This is a genomic window from Amycolatopsis regifaucium (assembly GCF_001613935.1).
Lineage (GTDB): Bacteria > Actinomycetota > Actinomycetes > Mycobacteriales > Pseudonocardiaceae > Amycolatopsis > Amycolatopsis regifaucium.
Genome location: NZ_LQCI01000014.1, coordinates 257,918 through 282,796, shown reverse-complemented (window position 1 = coordinate 282,796; position 24,879 = coordinate 257,918). Strand labels below are relative to the sequence as shown.

The 24,879-nt window shown below is 70.1% G+C and carries 22 protein-coding genes; 19 read left to right on the top strand and 3 right to left on the bottom strand.

Translation table 11 applies throughout. The features are described 5' to 3' along the window. Nucleotides 1–173: 173 nt before the first annotated feature. The 3 genes from AVL48_RS18210 to AVL48_RS18200 are packed head-to-tail and all read right to left on the bottom strand — an operon-like array spanning nt 174 to nt 5,063. Nucleotides 174–2,693: a transglutaminase TgpA family protein gene (locus AVL48_RS18210; RefSeq protein WP_061983950.1), complete on the bottom strand. Its 2,520-nt coding sequence runs from the start codon at nt 2,691–2,693 to the stop codon at nt 174–176. Further along, nucleotides 2,690–3,964, bottom strand: coding sequence for a DUF58 domain-containing protein (locus tag AVL48_RS18205; RefSeq protein WP_061983952.1), 1,275 nt, complete (start codon nt 3,962–3,964; stop codon nt 2,690–2,692). Before AVL48_RS18205 ends, AVL48_RS18210 begins: the two co-directional genes overlap by 4 nt. Before the next feature lie 19 nt (nt 3,965–3,983). Next, nucleotides 3,984–5,063 (bottom strand): AAA family ATPase, encoded by a 1,080-nt coding sequence (locus tag AVL48_RS18200; RefSeq protein ID WP_061983954.1) that lies wholly within the window; start codon nt 5,061–5,063, stop codon nt 3,984–3,986. A gap of 284 nt (nt 5,064–5,347) precedes the next feature. Between AVL48_RS18200 and AVL48_RS18195 the strand changes: the two genes are divergently transcribed. From AVL48_RS18195 to murC, 19 genes are all read left to right on the top strand, one after another. After that, a complete protein-coding gene (locus AVL48_RS18195; RefSeq protein WP_061983956.1) occupies nt 5,348–5,701 on the top strand; it encodes a hypothetical protein in 354 nt (117 codons plus the stop codon). Between the two features lie 4 nt (nt 5,702–5,705). Further along, the gene (locus AVL48_RS18190) at nt 5,706–6,239 is read left to right on the top strand and encodes a DUF3558 family protein (RefSeq protein WP_074038076.1); all 534 of its coding nucleotides are present in this window, start codon (nt 5,706–5,708) and stop codon (nt 6,237–6,239) included. A gap of 11 nt (nt 6,240–6,250) precedes the next feature. Further along, nucleotides 6,251–6,829, top strand: a complete 579-nt coding sequence (locus AVL48_RS18185) for a PPE domain-containing protein (protein WP_082857675.1) — start codon at nt 6,251–6,253, stop codon at nt 6,827–6,829. Continuing rightward, nucleotides 6,826–7,578 carry an ESX secretion-associated protein EspG gene (locus tag AVL48_RS18180; protein WP_061983960.1) on the top strand — a complete coding sequence of 251 codons (753 nt, stop codon included), beginning with the start codon at nt 6,826–6,828 and terminating at the stop codon, nt 7,576–7,578. Before AVL48_RS18185 ends, AVL48_RS18180 begins: the two co-directional genes overlap by 4 nt. A 60-nt stretch (nt 7,579–7,638) precedes the next feature. Then, a complete protein-coding gene (locus AVL48_RS18175) occupies nt 7,639–8,142 on the top strand; it encodes a YbaB/EbfC family nucleoid-associated protein (RefSeq protein ID WP_244162301.1) in 504 nt (167 codons plus the stop codon). Beyond that, nucleotides 8,139–8,462 (top strand): type VII secretion target, encoded by a 324-nt coding sequence (locus AVL48_RS18170; protein ID WP_061983964.1) that lies wholly within the window; start codon nt 8,139–8,141, stop codon nt 8,460–8,462. Before AVL48_RS18175 ends, AVL48_RS18170 begins: the two co-directional genes overlap by 4 nt. Next, nucleotides 8,459–9,517: a WXG100 family type VII secretion target gene (locus AVL48_RS18165; RefSeq protein WP_061983966.1), complete on the top strand. Its 1,059-nt coding sequence runs from the start codon at nt 8,459–8,461 to the stop codon at nt 9,515–9,517. The genes AVL48_RS18170 and AVL48_RS18165 overlap by 4 nt, the downstream gene beginning before the upstream one ends. Before the next feature lie 46 nt (nt 9,518–9,563). Then, nucleotides 9,564–10,088: a hypothetical protein gene (locus AVL48_RS18160; protein WP_244162300.1), complete on the top strand. Its 525-nt coding sequence runs from the start codon at nt 9,564–9,566 to the stop codon at nt 10,086–10,088. Nucleotides 10,089–10,595: 507 nt separating this feature from the next. After that, nucleotides 10,596–11,027: a division/cell wall cluster transcriptional repressor MraZ gene (gene mraZ, locus AVL48_RS18155; RefSeq protein WP_005156436.1), complete on the top strand. Its 432-nt coding sequence runs from the start codon at nt 10,596–10,598 to the stop codon at nt 11,025–11,027. A gap of 203 nt (nt 11,028–11,230) precedes the next feature. After that, on the top strand, nt 11,231–12,190 hold the full coding sequence (gene rsmH / locus AVL48_RS18150; RefSeq protein WP_061983970.1) for a 16S rRNA (cytosine(1402)-N(4))-methyltransferase RsmH: 960 nt from the start codon (nt 11,231–11,233) through the stop codon (nt 12,188–12,190). Then, the gene (gene ftsL, locus AVL48_RS18145) at nt 12,187–12,903 is read left to right on the top strand and encodes a cell division protein FtsL (RefSeq protein ID WP_061983972.1); all 717 of its coding nucleotides are present in this window, start codon (nt 12,187–12,189) and stop codon (nt 12,901–12,903) included. Before rsmH ends, ftsL begins: the two co-directional genes overlap by 4 nt. Next, complete coding sequence (locus tag AVL48_RS18140; RefSeq protein WP_061983974.1) at nt 12,903–14,831, top strand: peptidoglycan D,D-transpeptidase FtsI family protein; 1,929 nt, start codon at nt 12,903–12,905, stop codon at nt 14,829–14,831. The genes ftsL and AVL48_RS18140 overlap by 1 nt, the downstream gene beginning before the upstream one ends. Before the next feature lie 483 nt (nt 14,832–15,314). Continuing rightward, nucleotides 15,315–16,820, top strand: coding sequence for a UDP-N-acetylmuramoyl-L-alanyl-D-glutamate--2,6-diaminopimelate ligase (locus AVL48_RS18135; RefSeq protein ID WP_061983976.1), 1,506 nt, complete (start codon nt 15,315–15,317; stop codon nt 16,818–16,820). Further along, complete coding sequence (locus AVL48_RS18130; protein WP_061983977.1) at nt 16,817–18,349, top strand: UDP-N-acetylmuramoyl-tripeptide--D-alanyl-D-alanine ligase; 1,533 nt, start codon at nt 16,817–16,819, stop codon at nt 18,347–18,349. Before AVL48_RS18135 ends, AVL48_RS18130 begins: the two co-directional genes overlap by 4 nt. Further along, complete coding sequence (gene mraY, locus AVL48_RS18125; protein WP_037304276.1) at nt 18,346–19,431, top strand: phospho-N-acetylmuramoyl-pentapeptide-transferase; 1,086 nt, start codon at nt 18,346–18,348, stop codon at nt 19,429–19,431. Before AVL48_RS18130 ends, mraY begins: the two co-directional genes overlap by 4 nt. Nucleotides 19,432–19,434: 3 nt before the next feature. Beyond that, on the top strand, nt 19,435–20,838 hold the full coding sequence (gene murD / locus AVL48_RS18120; protein WP_061983979.1) for a UDP-N-acetylmuramoyl-L-alanine--D-glutamate ligase: 1,404 nt from the start codon (nt 19,435–19,437) through the stop codon (nt 20,836–20,838). Next, nucleotides 20,825–22,306: a putative lipid II flippase FtsW gene (gene ftsW, locus AVL48_RS18115; RefSeq protein WP_061983981.1), complete on the top strand. Its 1,482-nt coding sequence runs from the start codon at nt 20,825–20,827 to the stop codon at nt 22,304–22,306. The genes murD and ftsW overlap by 14 nt, the downstream gene beginning before the upstream one ends. Further along, nucleotides 22,303–23,427, top strand: a complete 1,125-nt coding sequence (gene murG / locus AVL48_RS18110; protein WP_061983983.1) for an undecaprenyldiphospho-muramoylpentapeptide beta-N-acetylglucosaminyltransferase — start codon at nt 22,303–22,305, stop codon at nt 23,425–23,427. The genes ftsW and murG overlap by 4 nt, the downstream gene beginning before the upstream one ends. Continuing rightward, on the top strand, nt 23,420–24,829 hold the full coding sequence (murC, locus tag AVL48_RS18105; protein ID WP_061983994.1) for a UDP-N-acetylmuramate--L-alanine ligase: 1,410 nt from the start codon (nt 23,420–23,422) through the stop codon (nt 24,827–24,829). The genes murG and murC overlap by 8 nt, the downstream gene beginning before the upstream one ends. Nucleotides 24,830–24,879: the final 50 nt, after the last annotated feature.

Genomic DNA, 24,879 nt, shown 5'->3' with positions numbered 1-24,879 from the left:
CGACGGGGCGCTGCCCCGTCGGCATGTTCGCGTTGTCGTGCGCGGAGGACGCTGAGGCTCGTGAGTGGTGGTGACGGTTCTAGTCGACCTTCACACCTTCCCTAAGTACATGATGGCCCCCTTCCTTGCGCCTGGCGCAAGGAAGGGGGCCATCATGTACTTCACCCCAGAGCTTACTTGCCTCGCCTCAGCGACCGCGGGAACAGGCGGCCCTTCCACGACATGGGCGCGTTCCGCTTAAGGCTCTTGCGAACCTCGGCGAAGGCCGGGCCCAGTTCGTCGTCGCTCGCCGGCTGGTCGGAGTACCAGGACGTCTCCACGACGCCGATGACCGTCCGCAGGCCGGAGCGGCCCTCCTCGTCCAGACGGTGCTTCTCGGCGACTTTCCGGCCCGCCACGCGCACCGTGTCGCCGTCCGAGAGCGGCAGCCCCCGGTCCGCGCATTCGTCCATCAGTTCGCGCCACGCCGCGTCGGCGGCGTCGGGGGAGTGGGACGCGATCTTCTGCAGCCGCAGCCGTCGCTTGATCTCCCGGATCGCCGTCGGCGTGCCCAAGCCGCCGAGCACGACCACCAAGATCAGCGCGAACCACCACGACACCCACGCCGCCAGGAACGCGAACGCCGCCACCCACAGCCCGATCGCGATCAAAGGCAGCCAGTTCGCGACGTTCGGGTTGTCCAGGAACCCGTCGTCTGCACGCGCCGATGCGGGCGAATCAGGGGATCGGGACGGTTTCGAGCGCATGAGCGCCCGGTATCGCAAGCGGGAGCGCACGATCGCGACCACGGTGAGCGCGGCCGCCAAGCCACCGAGGATCCCGGCGAGGATGGCGGGCCACAGCGGCTCCTCCTCCTGCTGACCACCGGTGTCGCCCGCGCCCTGGTCCGCGCCCGGGTCACGCGGGGTGCCGGTGGCGGGGGCGCTCGACGCCGGCGCTGTCGGCACTTCCTGGGTGTCGTTGGTCGTGGAGCTGCTGGTGTCGGTCTGCAGATACGGCGGGACGACCGCGCGGCCGTCGACCAGCGGGGTCGGGTCGAAACTGACCCAGCCCTTCTGCTGGAAGAAGACTTCGACCCACGCGTGCGCGTCCTCGGAGCTGATCGAGAGGTGATCGCCCTTCGGGGTGCCGGAGGTGAAACCGATGGCGACCCGCGACGGGATGCCGATCGACCGCAGCATCACGGCCATCGCGGACGCGAACTGCTCACAGAAGCCGCGTTTGCCGTTGAGAATGAAGTCGGCGAGCGCGTCGGGATCCTTGGCGTCGGCGGTCTTGGTGTCGTACACGAAGCCGTTCTGCGCGGTGAAGAACGACCAGATCGCCTGGGTCTTGTCGAAGTTGTTGGACTCGTTGTCCGTCAGCTGCTTGGCCTTCGCGGCCACCCGGGGGTCGACGCGGTCGATTTGGACGAACTGCGGCGGTACTTCGGCGAGCCGAGCGTCGTCGAGCCGGAGTTCCTCCTTCGAGGGTTCCTTGATCGACGCCGTCTCGGTGTAGGCGGGCGCGTTCTGCTTCGTCGTGGTGAACACGGCGCCGCCGACCGGGTCGTACAGCCAGTTGTCGGCGAGTCCGGTGAGCGTCCGCGGCGCACCGTAGATCGGCAGCCAGTTGTCGACCCAGTTCGTGGGCTCGATCCGGATCTCACGCGCGGGTCCGACGCCGTCGTCGCCCGGCGCGGGCGGGAGCCCCTGGTTGGCCTGCACCCCCTGCTGGGCGCGGCCGTTCTGCGCCAGCCCCCAGCCCTTGTTCGGGGTATAGGTGTCGAGGGTGAACGCGCGCAGCAGCCGTTTGTCCGCGCCCATCCCGTAGACCTTGAACAGCTCCACGTTCTCGCCCTGGTCGAGCAGGCCGCGCAGCTGCGTGAACGGCTCGACGCCGAAGCCGCCCGCTCCGCCGCGGCCCGAACCGGTTCCGCCGGGGAGGCTGCCGACCGTGCCGATGCCGGTGACCGCCGTACCGATGACCAGGCCCATCGCGATCGCGGCGGCCACCACACCGACGGGGGCGGACAGGGTGCTCGCCGAGTTCCCCAGGCCGGGGGCGTCCCGGTTGCGCCAGCGGCGATGCCGATGGTTGCCGTCGACGGCGAGCAGGGCGGCGAACGCGGCCGCGCCGAGCAGGAACGTCCACCACGGCAGCATGTCCTCGGCCAGCGCGGCGGGAACGGCGTAGACGCACAGCAGGACCAGGCCGGTCGCGGCGGGCGCGGCGGCGGCCACCGCGAGGGTGTCGACGAGCACCGCGACCAGGCCGATCGCGATGGTGACCAGGCAGAGGATGGGCGGCGTGCCCTCGACCGGCGGCAGGCCGACGCGGATCTGTTCGGCCGACGCGGCGAGGACGCCACGCAGTTCTTCGAGCGCGTCCGGGCCGGGGATGATCTTCAGGATGCCGCTGGTGGTGAACGCCCCGGTGATCAGGAACAACAGCACCAGCAGCTGCGCCAGCCCGACGACGATGGTCGGCGCGCGCAGCGAGCGCAGAGCGAGTCCGGTGGAGGCGATCAGCACCACCGCGACCAGCAGATAGCCGAACCACGCCCAGCCGGTGACGACACCGGTGAGCGAGGTGGAGGCGAACAAGGTGGCGAGGCCGGCGGCGACCGGTGCGAGCACACTGCTCGTCCAGACCGGCGGTGCCTCCGGACGGGGTTTCGGAGTGTGCTGGCGGGGCGGCGCGGTCGTGGTCACAGGCCACCTCCGATCAGGGTGCCGCGGCGGGCGGCCGTCTGGCACAGCTCGGCCCAGACCTGCTGCATGGGCGACCCGGGCCCGGCGACGACGACGCCCCAGCCCGCGGCGCGCAGCAGTGCCGCCGATTCTTCGGTGGCGGCGGCCCGGGTTTCGGGCCGGTTGACGCCCGAGGACCAGCCGGGGGTGTCGAGCAGCACGGCGAGGCTCCGGATCCCGCGCGGGCGGTACCGGGACAGCTCGTGCACGGATTCGTTGCCGACGGTGCCGAGCACGGCGATGAGTTCCTGTCCTTCGGCCGGGTCGTGGCCGAGGGTGATGTCGCGCTGGTGCGCGGGCTGGAGCGCGGCGAGGACGTCGAGCACGACGTTGTCGTAGTGCTCGCCACCCTCACCAGGGGTGTCGGCCAGGGTCTGGCCGTGTTCGGTGATCAGCCGGACGCGGTGCCCGGAGCGGCGCAGGTGCAACCCCACGGAAGCGGCGAACGAGACGGCCCATTCGAGGCTCGCGGCGGGTCCGGTGCCGTGGTGCGCGGCCGCGCGGTGGTCCAGCAGCACCGTGGTGCCGCCGCGCCACGGCCGTTCCTCGACGCGGACCATGATCTCGTCGCGGCGGGCGGTCGAGCGCCAGTGGACCTTCCGCAGGTCGTCGCCCTGGCGGTACTGCCGCACGATCACGTCGGCCTCGCCCTGCCCGGCGTGCAGGCGGATGCTGCCGTCGTCACCGGCGCCGATACCCGCCCCGCTGGGGAGACCCCACAGGCCGACCACCTTCGGCACGACGACCAGCCGCGAATGCCCGATCAGCTCACGTTCGAACTCGCACAGCCCGAACGGGTCGGTGATCGTCGCCCGCAGCGGGCCGACCTGCTGGATGCCCCGCAGCACCGGCTGAAGCGGGTATCGCAGTGCGACGCGCCGGTCGTGGGGAAGCCGTTCGACGACGAACCGCGGTCGCGAACCCAGCGCGTAGGGCACCCCGTCTTCGAGGAGCACTTCCCCCGCCGGAAGCCTGCCGTCACGCCAGAGCTCGAGCTGGACCTCACCGGGCGAGCCGACCGAGACCCGTTCCGGGCGCAGCGCGCGCGCCGCGCCCAGCCGCAGCCGGGTCGCCGAGATGAAGAAGGCGACCAGGAGCGGCAGAGCGACGACGAACACCGCGACCCGCAGCAGGTCCCGTTCGTTGAGCACGAACGAGCACACCGCCGCGGCGACGCCGGCGGCGAGGAGACAGCGGCCGCGTGTGGTCAGGCCGGACAGAGCACGCAGCATGGCCCCGTTTTCCTTCTACTCAGCGGTGGTTCGAGCCCTGCGGGACGGGAACCCGGTGCAGGATCGCGCGGACCACGTCGGTGGCCGAACGGCGGGCGGCGTGCGCCTCGGTGGTGAGCACCAGGCGGTGCGCCAGCACCGGGACCGCGACCGTGTGCAGGTCGTCCGGGACGACGAACTCCCGGCCCGAAAGCGCGGCCTGCGCGCGGGCGGCGCGTACCAGCTGCAGGGTCGCCCTCGGCGACGCGCCGAGGCGGATCTCCGGCACCTGCCGGGTCGCCGACACCAGTTCGACGGCGTACCGGCGGACCTCCGGCGACATGTGCACCGACCGCACCGTCTCGATCAGCCGCTGCACCGAGTCGCGGTCGGAGACCGGCTCGAGATCGGCCAGCGGGTTGTGCCCGGCGTGCTCGTCGACCATGGCCAGTTCGGCCTGCTGGTCGGGGTAGCCGATGGACACCCGCGCGGTGAACCGGTCCCGCTGAGCCTCGGGCAGCGCGTAGGTGCCCTCCATCTCGATCGGGTTCTGGGTGGCGATCACCATGAACGGCTCTTCGAGGTGGTACGTCGAGGTGTCGACGGTGACCTGGTGCTCTTCCATGCATTCGAGCAGCGCCGACTGCGTCTTCGGCGAGGCACGGTTGATCTCGTCGCCGACCACGATGTTCGCGAACACCGGACCGGGCCGGAACTCGAACCCGCCGCTCTGCCGGTTGTAGATGGACACCCCGGTGACGTCACTGGGCAGCAGGTCGGGGGTGAACTGGATCCGGCTCACGGTGCAGTCGATCGAGCGGGCCAGCGCCTTCGCCAGCGAGGTCTTGCCGACCCCGGGGACGTCCTCGACGAGGAGGTGGCCTTCGGCGAGCAGGGTCACGAGCGCGATGCGGATGACTTCGGGTTTGCCGACCAGTACCCGCTCGACGTTGGCGGCGATCCGCCGCGCCGTCTCGTGCAGTTCGTCCAGCGACGCTCTGCCCTCGCGGCCGTTCTGCCGGCCGCTCACCGAGCCGGCGGCCGTGGGGTACGGCTCGTGCCCGGTTGCCTGCTCGCCCTGCTGTTCGCCGGGCGTCGCAGACTGGATTCTCGACGTCACTCGACCTCCTGATGCCACGTGGCTGGATGTCCGCTGGGTCTGCTGAAGGCAGCTCTTCCTCACTCGAGTAGTCCCCCGAGCAGCGGTCAGCCTCCCACGAAGTGTGTCAAACTCGGGCGAACTCGCGGGGGGAACCCCGCCAACCCCAGTCGATGACTCTGTGCAACCAGAGACCTTACCTCGATCGTGTGAGGTGAGCGCGTTTTTGGGTGCTCCCGCTGACACGGGGTTTTGTCGTATGCTCCGATGCGAGGTCGCTCGACTACGGAGAGGCGTAACCGCATATGAGCGAGGTGAGTTCCGCCAAAACCCGGTTCGATCTGAGCGGGTTCGCGGTCGCCCCGGAGCTGGCGGCCGACGCCCATGTGAAGATCTCCGCCCTGCAGGACGTGGTCGGCCAGATGGTCCGCGAGGCCAAGGTGCTCGGCCGCACCGTTCCCCTCGGCGGGGGATACGCGGACGAGGTCGGCCGGTTCATGGCGCAGTACGGAATCGGCGCCGACGGCTCCGCGGTCGAGGCGCTCACGGCGTTCGGCAAGGAACTCGAGGCGCTCAAGAACCGGATCGAGAAGGCACTGGCCCGCTACACCCGTCAGGATGAACAAGCGGCGGCGGACGTGGACTGTGTCGGCGGCTGAACCCATGAGTCCCCGCCTCCTCGGCTTCAGCGCCCTCATCGTCCTCGCGGTGTCCGCCTGTGGGCAAGGGGCCGCGGGCCAGGCGCAGGCCCCGAATACCAGACAGGTGGCCGTCGGCGGTTCGACCGCGGGCACGGTTCCGCCCGCCAAGCTGGATCCCTGTGCGCTGCTCGGCCCCGCGGAGCGGTCGAGCGCCGGGGTGAACGTGCTCGGCGTCCCGAAGGAGATCAACGGCGCCCGCGCCTGCGACTGGACGGTGCCCGCCACCTTCGGCGTCACCATCACCGTGGACGAGCGGAACGGCCTGGCCGACCTCGAGATCGCGCGCAAGACCGCCACCAAGACCAAGATCGGCGACCGGGACGCGCTCAAGGTCGCGGACAAGAAGGCCGCCGACGGGACCTGTGCGGTCCTGCTCGGCATGGGGGAGAAGGCGAGCGTCCAGATCGACGTGAGCAACACGGACTTCACCGACACCCCGCTCGCCTGCGAGCGCGCGGTGACGGTGGCGGGACTGGCCGAACCCAAGCTGCCTTAGGAGAGCAAGCCGTGCCTGATGGAGAGATGCCGGGACGCGAGGTCCCCGTCGCGGCCACGCGGTACGAGGCCTACAGCCACGAGGCGCTGGCCGCCGAGGTCGAAGCAGGCAACGATCCCGAGGCGGCGGGCGGTATCGGCGCCGCCTGGGACGCCCTCGCGCGGCGTATGCACGACGCGACGTCCGAGCTGGCCGGGTTGATCGGCAGCAGCGAGGAGAACTGGCGCGGGGAAGCGGGCGACGCGCTCCGCGGCGTGCTGGCGACGGCGTCCGGCTGGCTGACCTGGTCCGCCGATCTCTCGTCCGCGCTCGGACAGGCGATCTCCGGGCAGGCCGAGGTCGCGGCGCGAGCCCGCGCGGACATGCCGCCGCCGGTGGACTTCGATCCGGGCGCGATGATCCGCGGTGCCGCCGCCGGCGGAAACCTGCTGGCACTCGCGGCGCTCGCCGACGAGATGGAGGCGCGCCGCGCGGAGGCCGAAGAGGCCAGGCGCAAGGCCGTCGACGTGATGAACAACCGCGACGCCTCACTGCATTCGCTGACCCCGCGAATCTCGTTCGGGAAGCCGCCCGAGCTGGGGCGGTCTTGATCCGGGTTTCCGCGTCGGCGTTCGACGTCCTCTGGTCCGACCTCGGTCACGCCGCCCCGCCGTGGCCGCTGGCCGTCCGCAGCGTCGGCGGCACGGAAGCGGAACGCGCCGAGATCCGCGGCGCGGTCTACGAAAATCTCGCCGAACGAGGCCTTTATGACGGGAGCCGGCTCGACGCCGCGCTGGAAGCGCGACTGGACCTGCTTGCCCATGCCGAGGTGTATGTCGAATGCGAGGCGCTGGCCGACATGACGGCCGAAGCCCCGTTCCGCGCGGTCGCGGCCGCGCGGGGGCGGCACGGCGTACTGGCCACCCAGCCCGAGCAGACCATCGCGCTTTCCGGGATCGGCGACGGTGAGGTGTTCGCCGCGATCGTCGACGTCCTGCCGGAGCTGCGGCCGGGCCCCGGCTACGGGATCAGCCTGCCCGCGGCGCGCTTCGGCGGGGAGATGGAGGATCCGCTCTTCGCCGACGGCCGGCGATCGTCGGCCTCGGACACTCAGCTGCGCGAGGTGCTCGCCATCCAGGCGCGGCCGGTCTACAGTGCCGGCCAGTTCACCGTGCGGACCCGTGACCGCGACGGCCGGACACGCCGGGCGGGCGGGCTGACCTGGTTCGACACCGACGTCGGCGCGTACTGCGCGGCGCGGACCGGGGGACGCGGCGGACAGGCTTGGGTGAACGTGTCCCCTGTGGACGGTCCACGGCTCGCGACGCGACTGGCTTCACTGCTGGATCCGGACCGCTAAGTTGTGACGAGTCGACGACCCGAGGGGGGTTTCGGAATGATAGTGCCGTTCGGTGGCCACGTGCGCGATCCGCAGGAGTGGATGCGCGAACAGGAACAACGCAGCGCCGCTCTGCTGGCCAAGGCGGAGCAGGCGAAAGCCGAGCTGGAGAACAACGTCGTCACCATGAGCAGCCCGGACCGGCTGGTCACCGTGACGGTCAACCCCGGCGGCGGCCTGACGTCACTCGCCCTGTCCCCGCAGGCGCAGGAACGGCCGCCCGCCCAGCTCGCGTCGCTGATCATGAGCACCTACCGCAAGGCGACGACGAAGGCCGCGGACCGGACCCTGGAGATCATGGCCGGGCTGACCGGCGAGGATTCCGACGCGGTCGACTTCATCAAGAGCACCCTGCCGCCGAGGGAGGAACCGCGGCCCACCGAGGAACCGGACGACTCCGCACGGTTCGGCGTCCCAGCCGAGCCACCCTCTGGGCCGCCCGCGAAACCCCGGCCGCCCCGCCCCGCGTCCGATGAGGACGACGGCGAAGACTTCCAGCACGTCGACTGGACCGGCCGCTCGTGAGCGGGCCGGGATACGGTGTCTCGCCGGAACGCCTCAAGGCGCACGCGGACCAGGTCTCCGATCTAGCCGACCGGATCCGGGACGCGGCCTCGGCGGCGACCCAGGCCGGGATGGGCGGTTTCCAGGGGTACGGCCTGCTGTGCGCGGTGCCCGTCGGTGGCGTCCTGCAGCTGGCCCAAGGCGACGCGGACGAGCTGATGACCAGCGCGGCGAACCTCGGTGACGCGTTGTCCGAAGCGCTGAAGAAGGCGGCTACGGACTACACCAAGATCGACGACGACGCGGCGCAGCTCGGCCGGGACCTGGGGAAGAAGCTGTGAGCGAAGACCTGATCGCCAAGAAGGAAGACAAATCCGAGCCGTTCAAGGGTGGAGGCGTTTTCGACAGCGGCTCCAGTGTCGTCGGTGACCTCTACAAAGGATGGAAGGGCGAAGATCTCGACGCGTTCGCGGTCGCGATGGACGGCGTCTCCTTCGGACTGGACGTTTTGTCGATGGTCCTGAACCCGCTCGGTGAGCTGGTGAAGGCCGGTGTCGGCTGGTTGATGGAGAACCTCGACTTCATCCGCGAACCGCTGGAAATCCTCACCGGCGATCCTGATCTGGTCCAGCAAGCGGCACAAACCTGGAACAATATCGCGACGGAGCTCGAAGCCGTGGCAGGTGATTACGAAAGCGCCCTGTCCGCGACATCCGGGTGGGATGGCGACGCGGCTATCGCTTACCGCCGCGTCGCGTTGCAGTACACCCAATCCCTGCGTGACGTCGCCACCGAAGCGAAGGATTCGGCGCAGTGGATCACCACCGGGGGAATGGTGGTGGCGACGGCGCGAGCGTTGATCTTCGACATCATCGCGACCTTCATCAGCGACGTCATCACGAGGGCGCTCCTGGCCCTCGCCTCTTCCTGGTTCACCTTGGGCGGCTCAGTCGCGGCGTTCACCGCGAGCATCTTCGCCGACGCGGTCAAGGTCATGGCGAAGATCCAGAAGAAGCTCGGCAAGCTGCTCGGCGCCATCCAGAAGTTCGTGAAGCGGTTCGAAGCTTCGAGCGAGCGAGCCCGTGAGGCGGCGCGGGCGCTGGGACGGAAGTCTTCGGAGCTGGGGCGCGAGGCGAACAAGGCGATCAAGGCCAGCGACAAGACGCTGGACAGTCTCAAGGGCGACAACCTCAAGTACCTCCGTGGTGCGAAAGACCGGATGGAGAACACCACCTGGGGCAAGGTCGCTGACAACACCGGTCTCAAGGTCGCCAAGGAAGCCGGAAAGGCGGCCGCTGCGGACTACAACCAGTACGACGGTGGTTCCTCCGAGCGCGGCAGGGTCGTACCTCCCAAGACCGGCCGGATCAGCGGCTCGCTCGACGACGATGGCTGATCGCTCGGCGAGTACCGGTCGGACCCGCTGGTGGCCGCAAGGTGTGATGGGCGCCATCGGCGTGATCCTGACGTTATGGCTCGTGTTCTCTCTGCAGTGGGTGGTCGGCTTCGAGCCGTGGGGCACGCTCACCCGGGCTGGTACCGCTCAGGTCGAGCGCTGCCAGAGGAACGCGGTCCACTTGTGGCTGACGTATTCGTGCCAGGTGGAAGTCCGATGGGACAACGTTCCCCAAGGCGGAGAACAGGTCTCGACGACGGCGGTCACCTCGGTTTCCGCGCTTGCGGGCAGCGTGCCGGTCGAGGAGTACAAGTACCGGAAGAAGAACAGTTCGCGCGGGGGATCTTCCGTCGTCCCCGTGGATCGGCCGTTGTGGCCGGTCGCCGACGGTTGGTGGATCCTTCTCGTCTTCGTGAGCGTGATCCCCGGCTGGATGGCGGGATTCTGGGTGGGTGATCGCCTCGGCCGGTTGCTGCCCGAACCGACGGAGAAACCCAAGGATTGGCGCGGCGTCGGCCGTCGCGCCACGCCCGGGATGAACGGACGCCGCCGGAAGCGCGGACGCCGCTGACCAGGTATCGGTAGTGGCCTGCCCGTGAAGGACTCCTCGAAGTACATGAAGGCCCCCTTCCTTGCGCTAGGCGCAAGGAAGGGGGCCTTCATGTACTTCACGCGAACGAGGCCACCGGAGCCGAGACTGGTGTCCTTTGTCGACATGTCGTCGGATGAACCGACGTCACCCTCCACAATGTCCCCCACCACGCTCCACCGGATTCCCCACTTTCACCCCCACTTCGCCCCACAGCAGGGTTCCGGCTGCCGATAACCGGACGCATCAGGCATGGATGAGGTTGCTTCGATGCCCGCCCAGGGGGATCTTGGCCACCGTCCCCCACCGGCCCCCCACCTGGCCCCACCTGGCTGACCAGCGAAAACGTCTGACACGACGGAGTGGTGGCGGCTTTTGTCGCGTTGACTGTGGTGAAAAGTGGGGTACGGTGGTGCGCAGTGGGGCAGAAGGGAGCCCCGTGGCCGACCCTGGTTGCCCGCAGCCGGGATCGGTAGGGAGGTGGAGCCGATGTTCCTCGGCACCCACACCCCGAAACTGGACGACAAAGGGCGGCTCACGCTGCCCGCGAAGTTCCGCGACGCGCTCGCCGGTGGGTTGATGGTCACCAAGGGGCAGGATCACTGTCTCTTCGTCTTTCCCCGGGCCGAGTTCGAGCAGATGGCGAGGAAGGTCGCCGACGCCCCGTTCACGAACGAGGCGGTCCGGGCCTATCAGCGTTATCTCTTCGCCGGGACGGATGAACAACGCCCGGACGGGCAAGGACGTATCGCGATCGCGTCCGAGCTCAGGCGGTACGCCGGGTTGAACAAGGAGTGCGTGGTGATCGGAGCGATCACCAGGTTGGAGATCTGGGATGCCCAGGCGTGGCAGGGCTACCTGGACGAACACGAGGACAGCTACGCGAAGGCTCGAGAGGAAGTTCTGCCGGGCGTCTTCTAGACGTGACCGAAGAAGCACCCACGCCGTCGGGGGGCGCGGGTTCCTGCTTCGGACACGCGGAAAACCGTCCACACGGATGCCGTGAGGCCTCTGTCCGCTCAGTGGCCCTGGTACACCTTCCCCGGTACCAGGTCAGCAGGCGGGCGGACAGGGACCTGACGGCATCCGGCATCTTCCCCGGCACGACACGAAAGGGGGAAGACATGGCAGACGAACACGAGCACGTTCCGGTGCTGCTCAAGCGCATCGTCGAACTGTTCGCGCCGGTCTTCTCCGACCGCGAGGCCGTGCTGGTCGACGCGACCGTCGGACTGGGCGGTCATTCCGACGCGCTGCTCACCGAGTTCCCCGCACTGCGCCTGGTCGCACTCGACCGTGACCCCAACGCACTGGAACTTTCCGCGCAACGGCTCGCGAAGCACGGTGATCGCGTCGACTTCGTGCACGCCGTCTACGACGAGATGCCGTCCGCGCTGCAAGGTCTCGGACTGTCCAGAGTGGACGGAATCCTGTTCGACCTCGGGGTCTCCTCGATGCAGCTGGACCGGGCCGAACGCGGTTTCGCCTACTCCAAGGATTCCCCGCTCGACATGCGGATGGACCCGACCACCGGGATCACCGCCGCCGACGTGCTCAACACCTACGCACCCGGCGAGCTGATCCGGATCCTGCGCGACTACGGCGAGGAACGATTCGCCCAGCGGATCGTCAAAGCCGTTGTGGCGGAACGGGAGAAGGAACCCTTCACGCGGAGCGGACGGCTGGTGGAACTGCTGTACGACGCGGTCCCCGCGGCGAGCAGGCGCACCGGCGGCCATCCGGCGAAGCGCACTTTCCAGGCGCTGCGGATCGAGGTCAACGGCGAACTGGAAGTGCTGCGGCGGGCGATGCCGCGGGCGCTGTCCTCACTCGCCGTCGGCGGCCGCATCGTCGTGGAGTCCTATCAGTCCCTCGAGGACAGGCTGGTCAAGCAGGCCTTCGCGGAACTGGCGAAATCCCGGACGCCCGAAGGGCTTCCGGTGGAACTACCGGGCCACGGCCCGGAACTGAAACTGCTCACCAGAGGGGCCGAGAAGGCCGGCGAGGCGGAGACCGAACACAACCCACGGGCCGCCTCCGTGCGGCTGCGAGCCGCCGAACGGATCGGAGACCGAGCACGATGACCGCTCCCGCGAAGTCCCGCGGCCGCCGGGGTGCACCGGCGCCCGGACGGCGTGCCCGCGCGACCAGCACGGTCGACGAGACGCCGGAAACCGCCGCACCGGGCACCACGCCGCCCAGCCGCGCCTCCCGTGGCCGGACGTCGGCGGCCGAACGCGCCTACGCCCGCCGCGCCCAGCGCGCCGATCTGCTGCAGCGCGACCAGCGGCGCAACCGTCCCGACGCCGAAGGCGGCGCGGGCAAGGAAGAGCCGGGGAAGAAGCTCAAGCTGCGGTGGCCGCGCTCGCGCGCCTCGTTCGTGCTGATGATGATGGGCATGCTGGCCGTCGGCGTGGCGTGCACGCTGTGGCTGACCACGCAGGCCATCGCCGACTCGTACCGGCTCGAACAACTGCGCACGGCCAACGCCGGGCTCGCCGAGGCGAAGGAACGGCTGCAGCGCGAGGTCGCGAAGGCCGAGTCGCCCGCTTCACTGGCGCCCAAGGCCAGGGAACTGGGCATGGTGCCCGGCGGCGACCCCGCGCACATCGTGGTCGGCCCGGATGGACAGTCCACTGTGGTCGGTGAGCCGAAGAAGGCACAAGGGGAGGCGCCCCCGGTCTCGGCCGCGCCGCCGCCTCCCGCCGAGGGCACCCAACAGGGCGGGTTGATCGAGGGCGACCAGCCCGCTGTCCCACAGGAGAACGCGGAACCCCAGGCGCAAGGAGGTCAGTGATGTCACCCGGCCGTCCGGCACAGGCCAGGACCCGGTCGGCGGGCAGCGCGCGGCGGACCTACGCCGCCGGGACTCGCCGTGCCACCGCCCGGCGGGGCAACGGGGGACATCCGAGCCGGTTCACCGGTGTGCGGATCCTGCTGATCGTCGTGATGGTGCTCGCCGGCCTCAAACTGGTGCAGGTGCAGTGGTTCGAGGCAGGCGCGCTGTCCGAGGCGGCGGAGCGGCAGCGGGCATCGGTGATCGAAAGTCCCGCGCAGCGCGGGTCCATCCTGGACCGCAACGGGACGAAGATCGCGTTCAGCATCGAGGTGCGGACGCTCGCGGTGAGCCTGAACTGGCTGCACAAGACGATGGACGAAGCCGCCGCGAAGAATCCCGCCAAGGGCAAGACCTTCGAGACGGAGGTCGCGGGCGCGGCGAAGCTGATCGCGGCCAAACTGCCGGGCGTGATCACCGAGCAGGAGCTGCTGGACAAGTTCCACAAGCCGGACGCGTTCACCTACCTGGTCCATGACATCGAACCGTCGGTCGCCGACTCCATTGTCAAGGCATACCCCTGGATCAGCGTCGAGAAGCGCTCGAAGCGGGAGTACCCCGGCGACTCGGTGGGGGCGAACATCATCGGCTACGCGAACTGGCGTACCGACGACAAGGACGTCTCCAAGCACAACCTGCACGGCGGCTACGGCCTCGAGGCTTCACGGGACAACGATCTCGCCGGAACGCCGGGCCGCAAGATCGTCAACACCCGGAACGGCAACGACAACCTCGTCATCCCCGGTACCGAGCGGGACATCCAGAACGCCGTCCCCGGTTCGGATCTGCAGCTGACGATCGACACCGATCTGCAGTACGAACTGCAGCGGCAGCTGAGCGAGTACGTCGCCAAGTCGCGGGCCAAGGGTGGCCAGGCGGTCATCATGGACTCGAAGACCGGCGAGGTCTACGCGCTGGCCAACGACAAGACGGTCAACCTCAACGACCCGGCTTCCCGCAGCGAAACCGAGAACCTGAACAACCGCGCGGTGACCACGCCGTTCGAACCCGGTTCGGTGAACAAGATCGTCACCGCCGCCGGCGCGATCGACGACGGCATCACCACCCCGGAGGCGTCGATCCCGGTGCCGGGTTCGCTGCAGGTCGCGGACAAGGTCGTCAAGGACGCCTGGATCCACGGCACGCAGCAGTTCACCACCACCGGCATCTTCGCGAAGTCGTCGAACGTCGGGACCCTGTTGCTGGCGCAGAAACTCGGTGAAGACCGCTACGCCGACCTGCTCAAGAAGTTCGGTCTCGGCCAGCGCACCGGTCTCGGTCTCCCCGGTGAGAGCCCGGGCGTCGTACCGCCGCGCAACCAGTGGTACGCCACGACCTTCGGCAACCTGCCGATCGGGCAGGGGCTTTCGATGACCGTCGTGCAGATGGCCGGGATGTATCAGGCCATCGCGAACGACGGGCTGCGCGTGGAACCGCGGGTCGTCAAGGCGAAGGTCAATCCCGACGGCACCGTCGTCCCCGAACCGGCGCCGAAGACCGTGCAGGTCATCAGCCCGCAGGCGGCGAAGACCGTGCGCGAAATGATGCGCGCCGTGGTGCAGAGCGGCAGGGGGCTGCAGAGCGGCACCGGGCCGAAGGCGGCCCTGGAGGGCTACCAGGTCTCGGGCAAGACGGGCACCGGCCAGCAGGTCGACCCGCAGACGAAGACGTACAGCAATCACCTGTACAACATCACCTTCGCCGGGATCCTGCCCGCCGACAAGCCGCGGTTCGTGGTCGGTATCCGGCTCGATGCCCCTGACGCCTCACTGCCGGGCGGAGGCTCGGCCGCGCCGCTGTTCCACTCGATCGCCGCCTACCTGACGCAGCGGTTCCAGATCCCGCTTTCGGATGGTCCGGCGCCTCAGGTCCCGCTGGTGCTTTCCTAGGCGCTGTCGAAGGGACGACTTTCTTCACACGCGTGCTAGGAAAGGTCCTTTCCTTGCAAAATTCGCAAGGAAAGGACCTTTCCTAGCGTTCGGCGAGGGTGCCGCGAGACCGTCAAGGCTCCCTTCGCGTGGCCACCGCCGCGGCGCTCGTAGCTGTCTGTGAACGGGCCCCTGCCCTAGGACACCGCCCGAAAAGCCCGGCCCGCGCCTTTCCGAAGTCCTCAAGCGACAGTCGGAAGCCCTTGCGTGCCAAGGAGAGCTCACCGCACCCATTACCACGAGCATGATCACCGCGCTCACACCCCGCACCGCTTCGGTCACCCGAATGCCACGCCGGTAACCTCCTTTGCTGTGTCGGTGCCTACTTCAGATCCCCGCAGCGGTCCCGCCGTCGAAAGCGGGTCCGGCGCGACGGCTGCCCAGGTCCCGGACAGCCCGGTCAAGGCCGTCGCCGCACCCCCTCGTCCGGCCAGGATCCAGCCGATGCCGCTGGGCACGCTGCTCGCCAGGGCGGGCGCGCGGCTCGTGGTGGGCGGTGACGACTATCCGGCCGCGGCCGAGCTGACGGTCACGGGCAGCACGCTGCGCGCCCAGCACGTCCTCCCCGGTGACCTCTTCGCCGCGCTTCCCGGCGCCCGCGCCCACGGCGCGGACTTCAGCGACCAGGCCATCGCCGCCGGAGCGGCCGCCGTGCTCACCGACGAGGCCGGTGCCGAGCGCCCGGTGCTCCGCGACGCCGGTGTGCCGATCCTCGTGCACCCGGACCCGCGGGCCGCCCTCGGCGAGATCGCGGCCTGGATCTACGGCGAGCCCTCGCTGGCGCTGTCGGTGCTCGGGATCACCGGGACGTCGGGCAAGACCACGACGTCGTATCTGGTCGACGCCGGGCTCAAGGCGGCCGGGCTCACCACGGGGCTGATCGGCACGGTCGAGACCCGGATCGCGGGGGAGCGGCTCGCGAGCGGGTTCACCACCCCCGAGGCGCCGGATCTGCAGGCCCTGCTCGCCGTCATGGTGGAGCGCGGCGTCACGCACGTGCCGATGGAGGTCTCCAGCCACGCGCTGGCGCTGGGCCGCGTCAACGGCACGCGCTTCGCGGTCGGGGCCTTCACCAACCTCTCCCAGGACCACCTGGACTTCCACAAGGACATGGAGGAGTACTTCGCCGCCAAGTCCCTGCTGTTCGACGGCCGCTCCACCGCCGAGGTGGTCGTCGTCGACAGCGCCTGGGGGCACGCGCTCCTGACCCCGCACACGGTGACCGTCTCCACCGAGCCGGGCACGGACGCGCAGTGGCGCGCCACCGACCTCACACCCACCCTGGCGGGGGAGCAGACGTTCACCCTCCACGGTCCCGAAGGCCTCACCGTCCCGGCGAAGATCCCGCTGCCGGGTGAGTTCAACGTGGCGAACGCGGTGCTCGCGGCGGCGATCCTCGACACCGCCGGTGTCCCGCTCGACGCCATCGTCGAAGGGCTCGCCTCGGTCGAGGTCCCGGGCCGGATGGAGCGGGTCTACCTCGGCCAGCCGTTCACCGCGGTGGTCGACTACGCGCACAAGCCCGCCGCGGTCGCGCAGGGCCTCGACGCGCTGCGTGCCCGCACCGACGGCCGGATCATCACCGTCCTCGGCTGCGGCGGCGACCGCGACACCGCGAAACGCCCGGTGATGGGCGAGGCGGCGGTCCGGCGCAGTGAGGTGCTGATCGTGACCGACGACAATCCGCGCTCGGAGGATCCGGCCGCGATCCGGGCGGCGATGCTGGCCGGTGCCCGCAACGCCGGACCGGCGCTGGGCGGCGAGATCCTGGAGATCGCCGACCGGCGCGAGGCCATCATCCACGCCGTCGAGCTCGCCCAGCCCGGCGACATCGTGCTCATCGCGGGCAAGGGCCACGAAACCGGCCAGGAGGTACAGGGTGTCGTGCACCCGTTCTCCGACCGGGACGAGCTCGCCTCCGCCATCCGCAGACGTCTGGAGACACAGTGATCGTGCTCAGCCTGGCCGAGATCGCCGCCATCGTCGGCGGCAGGCTGCACCGGACCGACGGCACCGCCGAGATCACCGGAAGCGTCGAATTCGACACCCGCGAGGTCACCCCGGGCGGCTTGTTCGTCGCGCTGCCCGGCGCGAAGGTCGACGGCCATGACTTCGCCGCGAAAGCCGTCGAGTCCGGCGCCGTCGCGGTGCTCGCGGGCCGTGAGGTCGACGCCCCGGCCGTGATCGCGCCGCCGGTGCCCGCCGGTGCCGCGCACGATCGCGCGTTCGCGCTGGTCGCCGACAAGGACGGGGCGGGCGCCGCGGTACTGGCCGCGCTGGCCAAACTCGCCCGGCACGTGGTCCAGAAGCTGTCCGGAGAGCACCTGACCGTCGTCGGGGTGACCGGCTCGTCGGGCAAGACCTCCACCAAGGACGTCATCGCCCAGCTGCTGGAGCCGCTCGGCCCGACGGTCGCGCCACCGGGATCGTTCAACAACGAGCTGGGCCACCCCTGGACGGCGCTGCGGGCCGACGCCTCGACCCGGCACCTGGTGCTGGAGCTGTCCACCCGCGGGCACGGCCACATCGCCGAGCTGGCGGCCATCGCGCCGCCGCGGATCGGGGCCGTGCTCAACGTCGGCACCGCGCACGTCGGCGAGTTCGGTTCCCGCGAAGGCATCGCCAAGGCCAAGGGCGAGCTGGTCGAGGCACTGCCGAGCGCGGAAGACGGCGGCGTCGCGATCTTGAACATCGACGACCCGCTGGTCGCCGCCATGGCGAGCCGCACGAACGCGCGCGTGGTGTACGTCGGCGAGAGCGCGTCCGCGCACGTCCGCGCCGCCGACGTCACCCTCGACGAGGAAGCGCGGGCGTCGTTCCGCCTGATCACCCCGTCCGGCGAAGCGCCGGTGAAGCTCCCGCTGTACGGCGAGCACCACGTCGGCAACGTGCTCAGCGCGGCCGCCGTGGCGCTGGAACTGGGCTCGACGACCGAGGAGATCGCGGCCCGCCTGTCGAGCCTCGAACGGCGTTCGGGACGCCGCATGGAGGTCACCACCCGGCCCGACGGCGTCACCGTGCTCAACGACTCGTTCAACGCCAACCCCGAGTCGGTGCGCGCCGCGCTCAAGGCACTCGCGTCGATGAGCACGGAGCGCCGTTCCTGGGCCGTGCTCGGCGTGATGGCCGACCTCGGCGCCGACGCGGTCGAGGCGCACGACAGCATCGGCAGGCTCGTCGTCCGGCTCAACATCGACAAGCTCGTCGTCGTCGGAGAGGCCGCCGCGGCCATGCACCAGGGCGCGCATCAGGAGGGTTCCTGGGGCGAGGAGTCGGTACTGGTACCCGACGTCGACGCCGCCATCGCCCTGCTGCATGATCAGCTCCGCGCGGGCGACATCGTGCTGGTGAAGGCGTCCAAGTCCGTCGCCCTCTGGCGGGTGGCCGACGCCCTGCTCGCCGCCCCCGAAACGAACGCTGAATCCCCTGTAGTACCCCCTTCCCCCTCTCAAGAACGCTCGAACGGTGGTGACGCGTGATCAGCATCCTGATCGCGGCCGCGGCGGGCCTGCTGGTCTCCATCCTCCTCACTCCCTATCTGATCCGGGTGTTCTCCCGGCAGGGCTTCGGCCAGGAGATCAGGGAGGAAGGACCGCAGGGCCACAAATCCAAGCGCGGTACCCCGACGATGGGTGGTGTCGCGATCATCGTCGCGATGGTCGTCGGGTATTTCGTGGCCCATCTGATCAGCTCGCTCAGCGGCGGCAACGGCACCGGCGGCCCGTCCGCTTCGGGCCTGCTGGTCCTCGGGCTGGCCGTGGGCCTCGGGATCGTCGGGTTCCTCGACGACTTCATCAAGATCCGCAAGCAGCGCAACCTCGGGCTGAACAAGACCGCGAAGCTGGTCGGCCAGCTGGTGGTCACGATCGGCTTCGCGATCCTGGCGCTGCAGTTCGCCGACGAACGCGGGCTGACCCCGGCGTCGGAGAGCCTGTCCTACGTGCGTGACCTAGCGCTGATCACCTTCCCGTCGGTGTTCTTCGTGATCTTCTGTTACGTCGTCATCTCGGGCTGGTCGAACGCGGTGAACTTCACCGACGGTCTCGACGGTCTCGCCGGCGGCACCGCGGCGATGGTGCTGGCGACCTACGTCGTCATCGCCTTCTGGCAGACCCGCCTCTCGTGCGCGGTCACCCCGCAGGCCGCCTGCTACGACGTCCGCGACCCGCTGGACCTGGCCGTGGTGGCCGCCGCCGCGACCGGTGCCTGCGTCGGCTTCCTCTGGTGGAACGCGGCCCCGGCGAAGATCTTCATGGGCGACACCGGTTCACTCGCGCTCGGCGGTCTCGTCGCCGGGCTGTCGATGACCACCCGCACCGAACTGCTCGCCATCGTCATCGGCGGTCTGTTCATGGTCGAGATGATCTCCGTGGTCGCGCAGATCGCGGTGTTCCGCACGACCAGGCGACGGCTGTTCCGGATGGCCCCGTTCCATCACCACTTCGAACTCGCGGGCTGGGCGGAGACCACGGTCATCATCCGGTTCTGGCTGCTTTCGGCCATCTGCTGCATGTTCGGTCTCGGGCTGTTCTACAGCGAGCAACTGGGCCTCGGGGGTTAGGCGGTGGAACTGGCCGGTCGTCACGTCCTCGTCGCCGGAGCCGGGGTCACCGGCAAATCCGTCGTCCCCGTCCTGCGGGAGCAGGGGGCGCGGGTCACCGTCACCGACGGCAGCGCCGAACGGCTGGCGGAACTCGAAGGGTTCGGCGCCGAGCTGGTGCCGGGCCTGACCGAGCCGCCCGAAGGGGTCGAGCTGGTCGTGACCAGCCCAGGCTGGCGACCCACGTCGCCGCTGCTGGTGGCGGCGGCCGAAGCGGGCATCGAAGTGATCGGCGACGTCGAGCTGGCGTGGCGCGTCGGGCAATTGCGCGACAAGCCGCCGGTGTGGCTCGCGATCACCGGCACCAACGGCAAGACCACCACGGTCGGGATGCTGGAGTCGATCCTGCGCGTCGCCGGCGTCGACGCCGTGGCCTGTGGGAACGTCGGATTCGCGGTACTCGACGCGGTCCGGGCCGGGCACGAGGTGCTCGCCGTCGAGCTGTCGAGCTACCAGCTGCACTGGTCGTCCACGCTGGCGCCGCACGCCTCCGTGGTGCTGAACCTGGCCGAGGACCACCTCGACTGGCACGGCTCGATGGAGGAGTACGCGGCCGCGAAGGGCCGGATCCACGCCCACTCGCGGAACGTGGTGCACAACGTGGGCGAGGAGTGGTCCATCCGGCTCGCCGACGAGCACGCGCCCGCCGGCGCCCGCCGCGTCGCCTTCGGCATGGACACCCCGCGCTCCGGCGAACTCGGCATCGTGGAAGACCTGCTGGTCGACCGTGCCTTCGTCGCCGACCCGGCGACCAGCGCCGACGAACTCGGCACGCTGGCCGACGTCCGGCCCGCCGGTCCGCACAACGTGTCCAACGCGCTCGCCGCGGCGGCGCTGGCCCGTGCCTACGGCGTCAGCGGCGAGGACGTCGCCAAGGGTTTGCGCGAGTACCGTCCCGCCCCGCACCGGGCCGAGGAGGTCGCCGAGTTCGACGGTGTGCGCTACATCGACGACTCCAAGGCGACCAACCCGCACGCGGCGAGCGGTTCGCTGCGCGCGCACCTCTCCGTCGTCTGGATCGCCGGTGGCCAGCTCAAGGGCGCGTCGGTGGACGAACTGGTCGGTTCGATCGCCGGCAGGCTCCGCGGAGTCGTGCTCCTCGGCGTGGATTCACCCGCGATCGCCGCCGCTGTCGCGCGACACGCGCCGGATGTCCCGGTCCACAGCCTCCTTCCGGGTGACGATGACCCCATGACTGCGGCGGTGAAGGCGGCCCGCGCCCTGGCGCGGCCCGGAGATGTGGTGCTGCTGGCCCCCGCCGCGGCGTCGTTGGACATGTTCTCGAGCTACGGCGCGCGCGGCGACGCGTTCGCTCGCGCGGTCCGTGTCCTGCGCGACGGTGCGGGGGAGACCAGTGACGGCGGTTGAGGAAAGAAAACGCGAGCCCGGACAGCCACGTAAGCCACGGGACCGCAAGGAAAGCGCGTTCGTCGCGTTCCGCACCGCGCTGACGGCGTGGCTTTCGCGGCCGCTCGCCTCGTTCCACCTGGTACTGGCGCTCACCGGCGTGCTGACCGTGATCGGCATCGTGATGGTGCTTTCGGCGTCTTCGGTCGCTTCGTACAACCCGAAGACCGGCAGCGGCGTGTACGCGCAGTTCAGCAAGCACATCCTGTTCGTCGCCATCGGCTCGGTGGTGTTCTGGATCGGGCTGCGGATCCCGCTGGAACGTGTCCGGCGCCTCTCGGCGACGATGACCGTCGTCTGCCTCGGCCTGCTCACGCTGGTGCTCACCCCGCTGGGCTCGACCGTCAACGGTTCGCAGGGCTGGTTCATGTTCGGCGGGTTCGCCTTCCAGCCGGTCGAGGCGGCCAAGCTCGCCCTCGCCTTCTGGGGCGCCCACATCCTGGTGATCAAGTACAACATCATCAACCAGTGGCGCCATCTGCTCGTCCCGGTGGTGCCGATCGCGCTGCTGATGTTCGCGCTCGTCATGATGCAGCCCGACCTCGGCGGCACGGTCACCCTCGCGGTGGTGCTGCTGGCCCTGCTGTGGTTCGCGGGCGCCCCGAAACGGCTGTTCGGGGTGATCCTCGCCGGCGGGCTCGTCGGGGTGCTGGTGCTCGCCATCATCGCCCCGTACCGGCTGCGGCGGGTCATGTCGTTCGTCTCCGGGGACCCGGACACCAGCGCCGACGGCTTCCAGGCCAACCAGGCGAAACTCGCGCTCGCCGACGGCGGGCTCTTCGGCAAGGGGCTCGGGCAGGGCCAGTCCAACTGGGGCTACCTGCCGAACGTGCAGAACGACTTCATCTTCGCGCTGATCGGCGAGGAACTCGGCTTCATCGGCTGCGTGGTGGTGCTGGCGCTGTTCGCCGGAGTCGCCATCGTGGGCCTGCGCATCGCGGCCCGCAACCTCGACCCGTGGATCCGGATCGTGGCCGGCACACTGACCGTCTTCCTGGTCGCGCAGGCCGGCATCAACATCGGCTACGTCGTCGGCCTGCTGCCGGTCACCGGGGTCACCCTGCCGTTGATCTCCTACGGCGGGACGTCGCTGGTGATCACCATGCTCATCATGGGGGTGCTCGCCAACGCCGCCCGGCACGAACCGGAGGCGGTGGCCGCACTGCGTTCGCAGGGGCCGGGTAAATTCGGACGCCTGCTGAGGCTTCCCGCGCCCGATCCGTACCGCCCGCCCGCCAAGCGCAAGGGCGCCGCGGCCAGGGGAGGCGCGGCCAAGGCGGCGAGGCCCGCGCCGAGGACGGCGAGGCCATCGCCCGCACAGGAGCGGCGCCGCTCGGTGCGGGAGCCCGGCAGGAGGACGGCCGCACGTACGGCGGTGAACCGCGGTACCGCGAAACGGGGTACCGCAAACCGGAGAGGTCATAGGTGAGTAACCCCGTTAAGGGAGCCGAGAGATCCGCCGCGGGCAAGGCGCCGGTGGTCGTGGTCGCCGGCGGCGGCACCGCAGGACACATCGAACCAGCACTCGCGCTCGCCGACGCGGTGATGCGCCTGCGTCCCGACGCGAAGGTGATCGCGCTGGGGACCGAGCGCGGGCTGGAGACCAAGCTCGTCCCGGCTCGCGGCTACCCGCTGGAGCTGATCCCGCCGGTGCCGATGCCGCGCAAGCCGACGCCTGAGCTGCTGAAGATGCCGCTGAAGGTCCGCGACGCGGTCAAGCGCACCCGTGCCGTTCTGGACCGGGTCGGCGCGGACGTGGTCGTCGGCTTCGGTGGCTATGTCGCGCTCCCGGCGTACCTCGCCGCGCGCGGCCGCACACCGATCGTGGTGCACGAGGCCAACAAGGCGGCAGGCCTGGCGAACCGGGTCGGCGCGCGGTTCGCCGCCCGCGTCGCCGTCGCCGTCCCGGGGACACCGCTGCCGAAGGCCGAGGTCGTCGGCATCCCGCTGCGTCACTCCATCACCTCGCTCGACCGGGCCGCGCTGCGTGCCGAAGCCCGTGAGTTCTTCGGCCTCGACCCGGACGTCCCGACGCTGCTGGTCTTCGGCGGCTCGCAGGGCGCGGTGTCGATCAACGGCGCGGTCTCCGCCGCGGCCAAGGAGTTCGCGGACGCCGGTGTCGGCGTGCTGCACGCCCACGGGCCGAAGAACACCCTGGTCGTCCAGGAGTTCCCAGGCAGGCCCACGTACGTCCCCGTGCCGTACCTGGAGCGGATGGACCTGGCCTACGCCGCCGCCGACGCGGTGTTGTGCCGCTCCGGCGCCATGACCGTCGCCGAGGTCACCTCCGTCGGTCTCCCCGCGGTGTTCGTCCCGCTGCCCTACGGCAACGGTGAGCAGGCGAGCAACGCCCAGCCCGCGGTCGACGCGGGTGCCGCGCTGATGGTGACCGACGCGGACCTCACCGCCACCAAGATCGCGGAACTGGTGATCCCGCTGGTCTCGGACGCCGACCGGGTGGCGAAGATGAGTGCGGCCGCGGTCGGTCTCGGCCACCGCCAGGCCGACGAGACCCTTGCCAAGATCGTGCTGGAGGTAGCCGGTGCCTGACAACCTCCCGGACACGCTCACGCGTGCCCACCTGATCGGGATCGGCGGCGCCGGGATGAGCGGCATCGCCCGCATCCTGCTGGCCCGCGGGGCCCAGGTGTCCGGATCCGACGCGAAGGAGTCGCGCGCGTTCCTTTCGCTGCGCGCACAGGGCGCCGAGATCGCCATCGGCCAGCGCGCCGAGAATCTCGACGCGTTCGCCGACGGCCCGTCCTCGGTGGTCGTGTCGACCGCGATCAAGGAGAGCAACCCGGAACTGGTGGCCGCGCGGGAACGCGGGATCACCGTGCTGCACCGCGCGGAGGCGCTGGCCGGGCTGATGCGGGGTCACCGCGTCGCGTGCATCGCCGGCACGCACGGCAAGACGTCGACGACGTCGATGCTGACCGTGGCCCTGCAGCACTGCCGTCTCGACCCGTCGTTCGCCATCGGCGGCGACCTCAACGAGTCGGGCGCGAACGCGCACCACGGCGAGGGCGGTGTCTTCGTCGCCGAAGCCGACGAGAGCGACGGGTCGTTCCTGGCCTACTCGCCGACGGTCGCCGTGGTGACCAACGTCGAGCCGGACCACCTGGACCACCACGGCACGGCAGAGGCGTACGTCTCGGTGTTCACCGACTTCCTCGGTCGCATCGAACCGGGCGGGCTGCTCATCGTCTGCGGTGACGACGCGGCGGCCGACCGGCTCGGCGCGCAGGCGGAGGACCGCGGCATCCGTGTCCGCCGCTACGGGCGTTCGGTCACCGGCGCGGACGACGCGAAGGTGCTCGGCTACACCCCGGCCCCCGACGGTGGTGTCGTCCGTGTTTCCTTGCAGGGCAACGAAATTGACCTCCGCGTCGCGGTTCCGGGTGAGCACATGGCGCTGAACGCGATCGCCGCGCTGCTGGCCGGGATCGAGCTGGGCGCGCCGGTCGAGGGCCTCGCCGAGGGGCTCGCCGCGTTCGGCGGTGTCCGGCGCCGGTTCGAGTTCAAGGGCCGCTCCGGCGACGTCCGGGTGTACGACGACTACGCGCACCACCCGACCGAGGTCGACGCGCAGCTGCGCGCGGTGCGGACGGCGGCCGGGACGGGCCGGGTCGTCGTGGTCTTCCAGCCCCATCTGTACTCGCGCACGAAGACGTTCTCGAAGGAGTTCGCGGCGGCGTTGTCGCTGGCCGACGAGGTCGTCGTGCTGGACGTGTTCGGTGCCCGCGAGGAACCGGAGCCCGGCGTGAGCGGCGCGCTCATCGCCGACCAGATCTCCGGCGCCACCGTGCACTACCAGCCGGCGTTCGACGTCGCGGCGAAACTCGCCGCGGATCTGGTCGAACCCGGGGACCTGCTGGTGACCATGGGCGCCGGTGACGTCACCCAGATCGGCCCGGAGATCCTGGCCGAACTGGACCGGCGGGCGGGCTAGCCATGTCTCCCGGGGCGCGTTCAACGCGCGCGCGTACCCTCACCCATCCT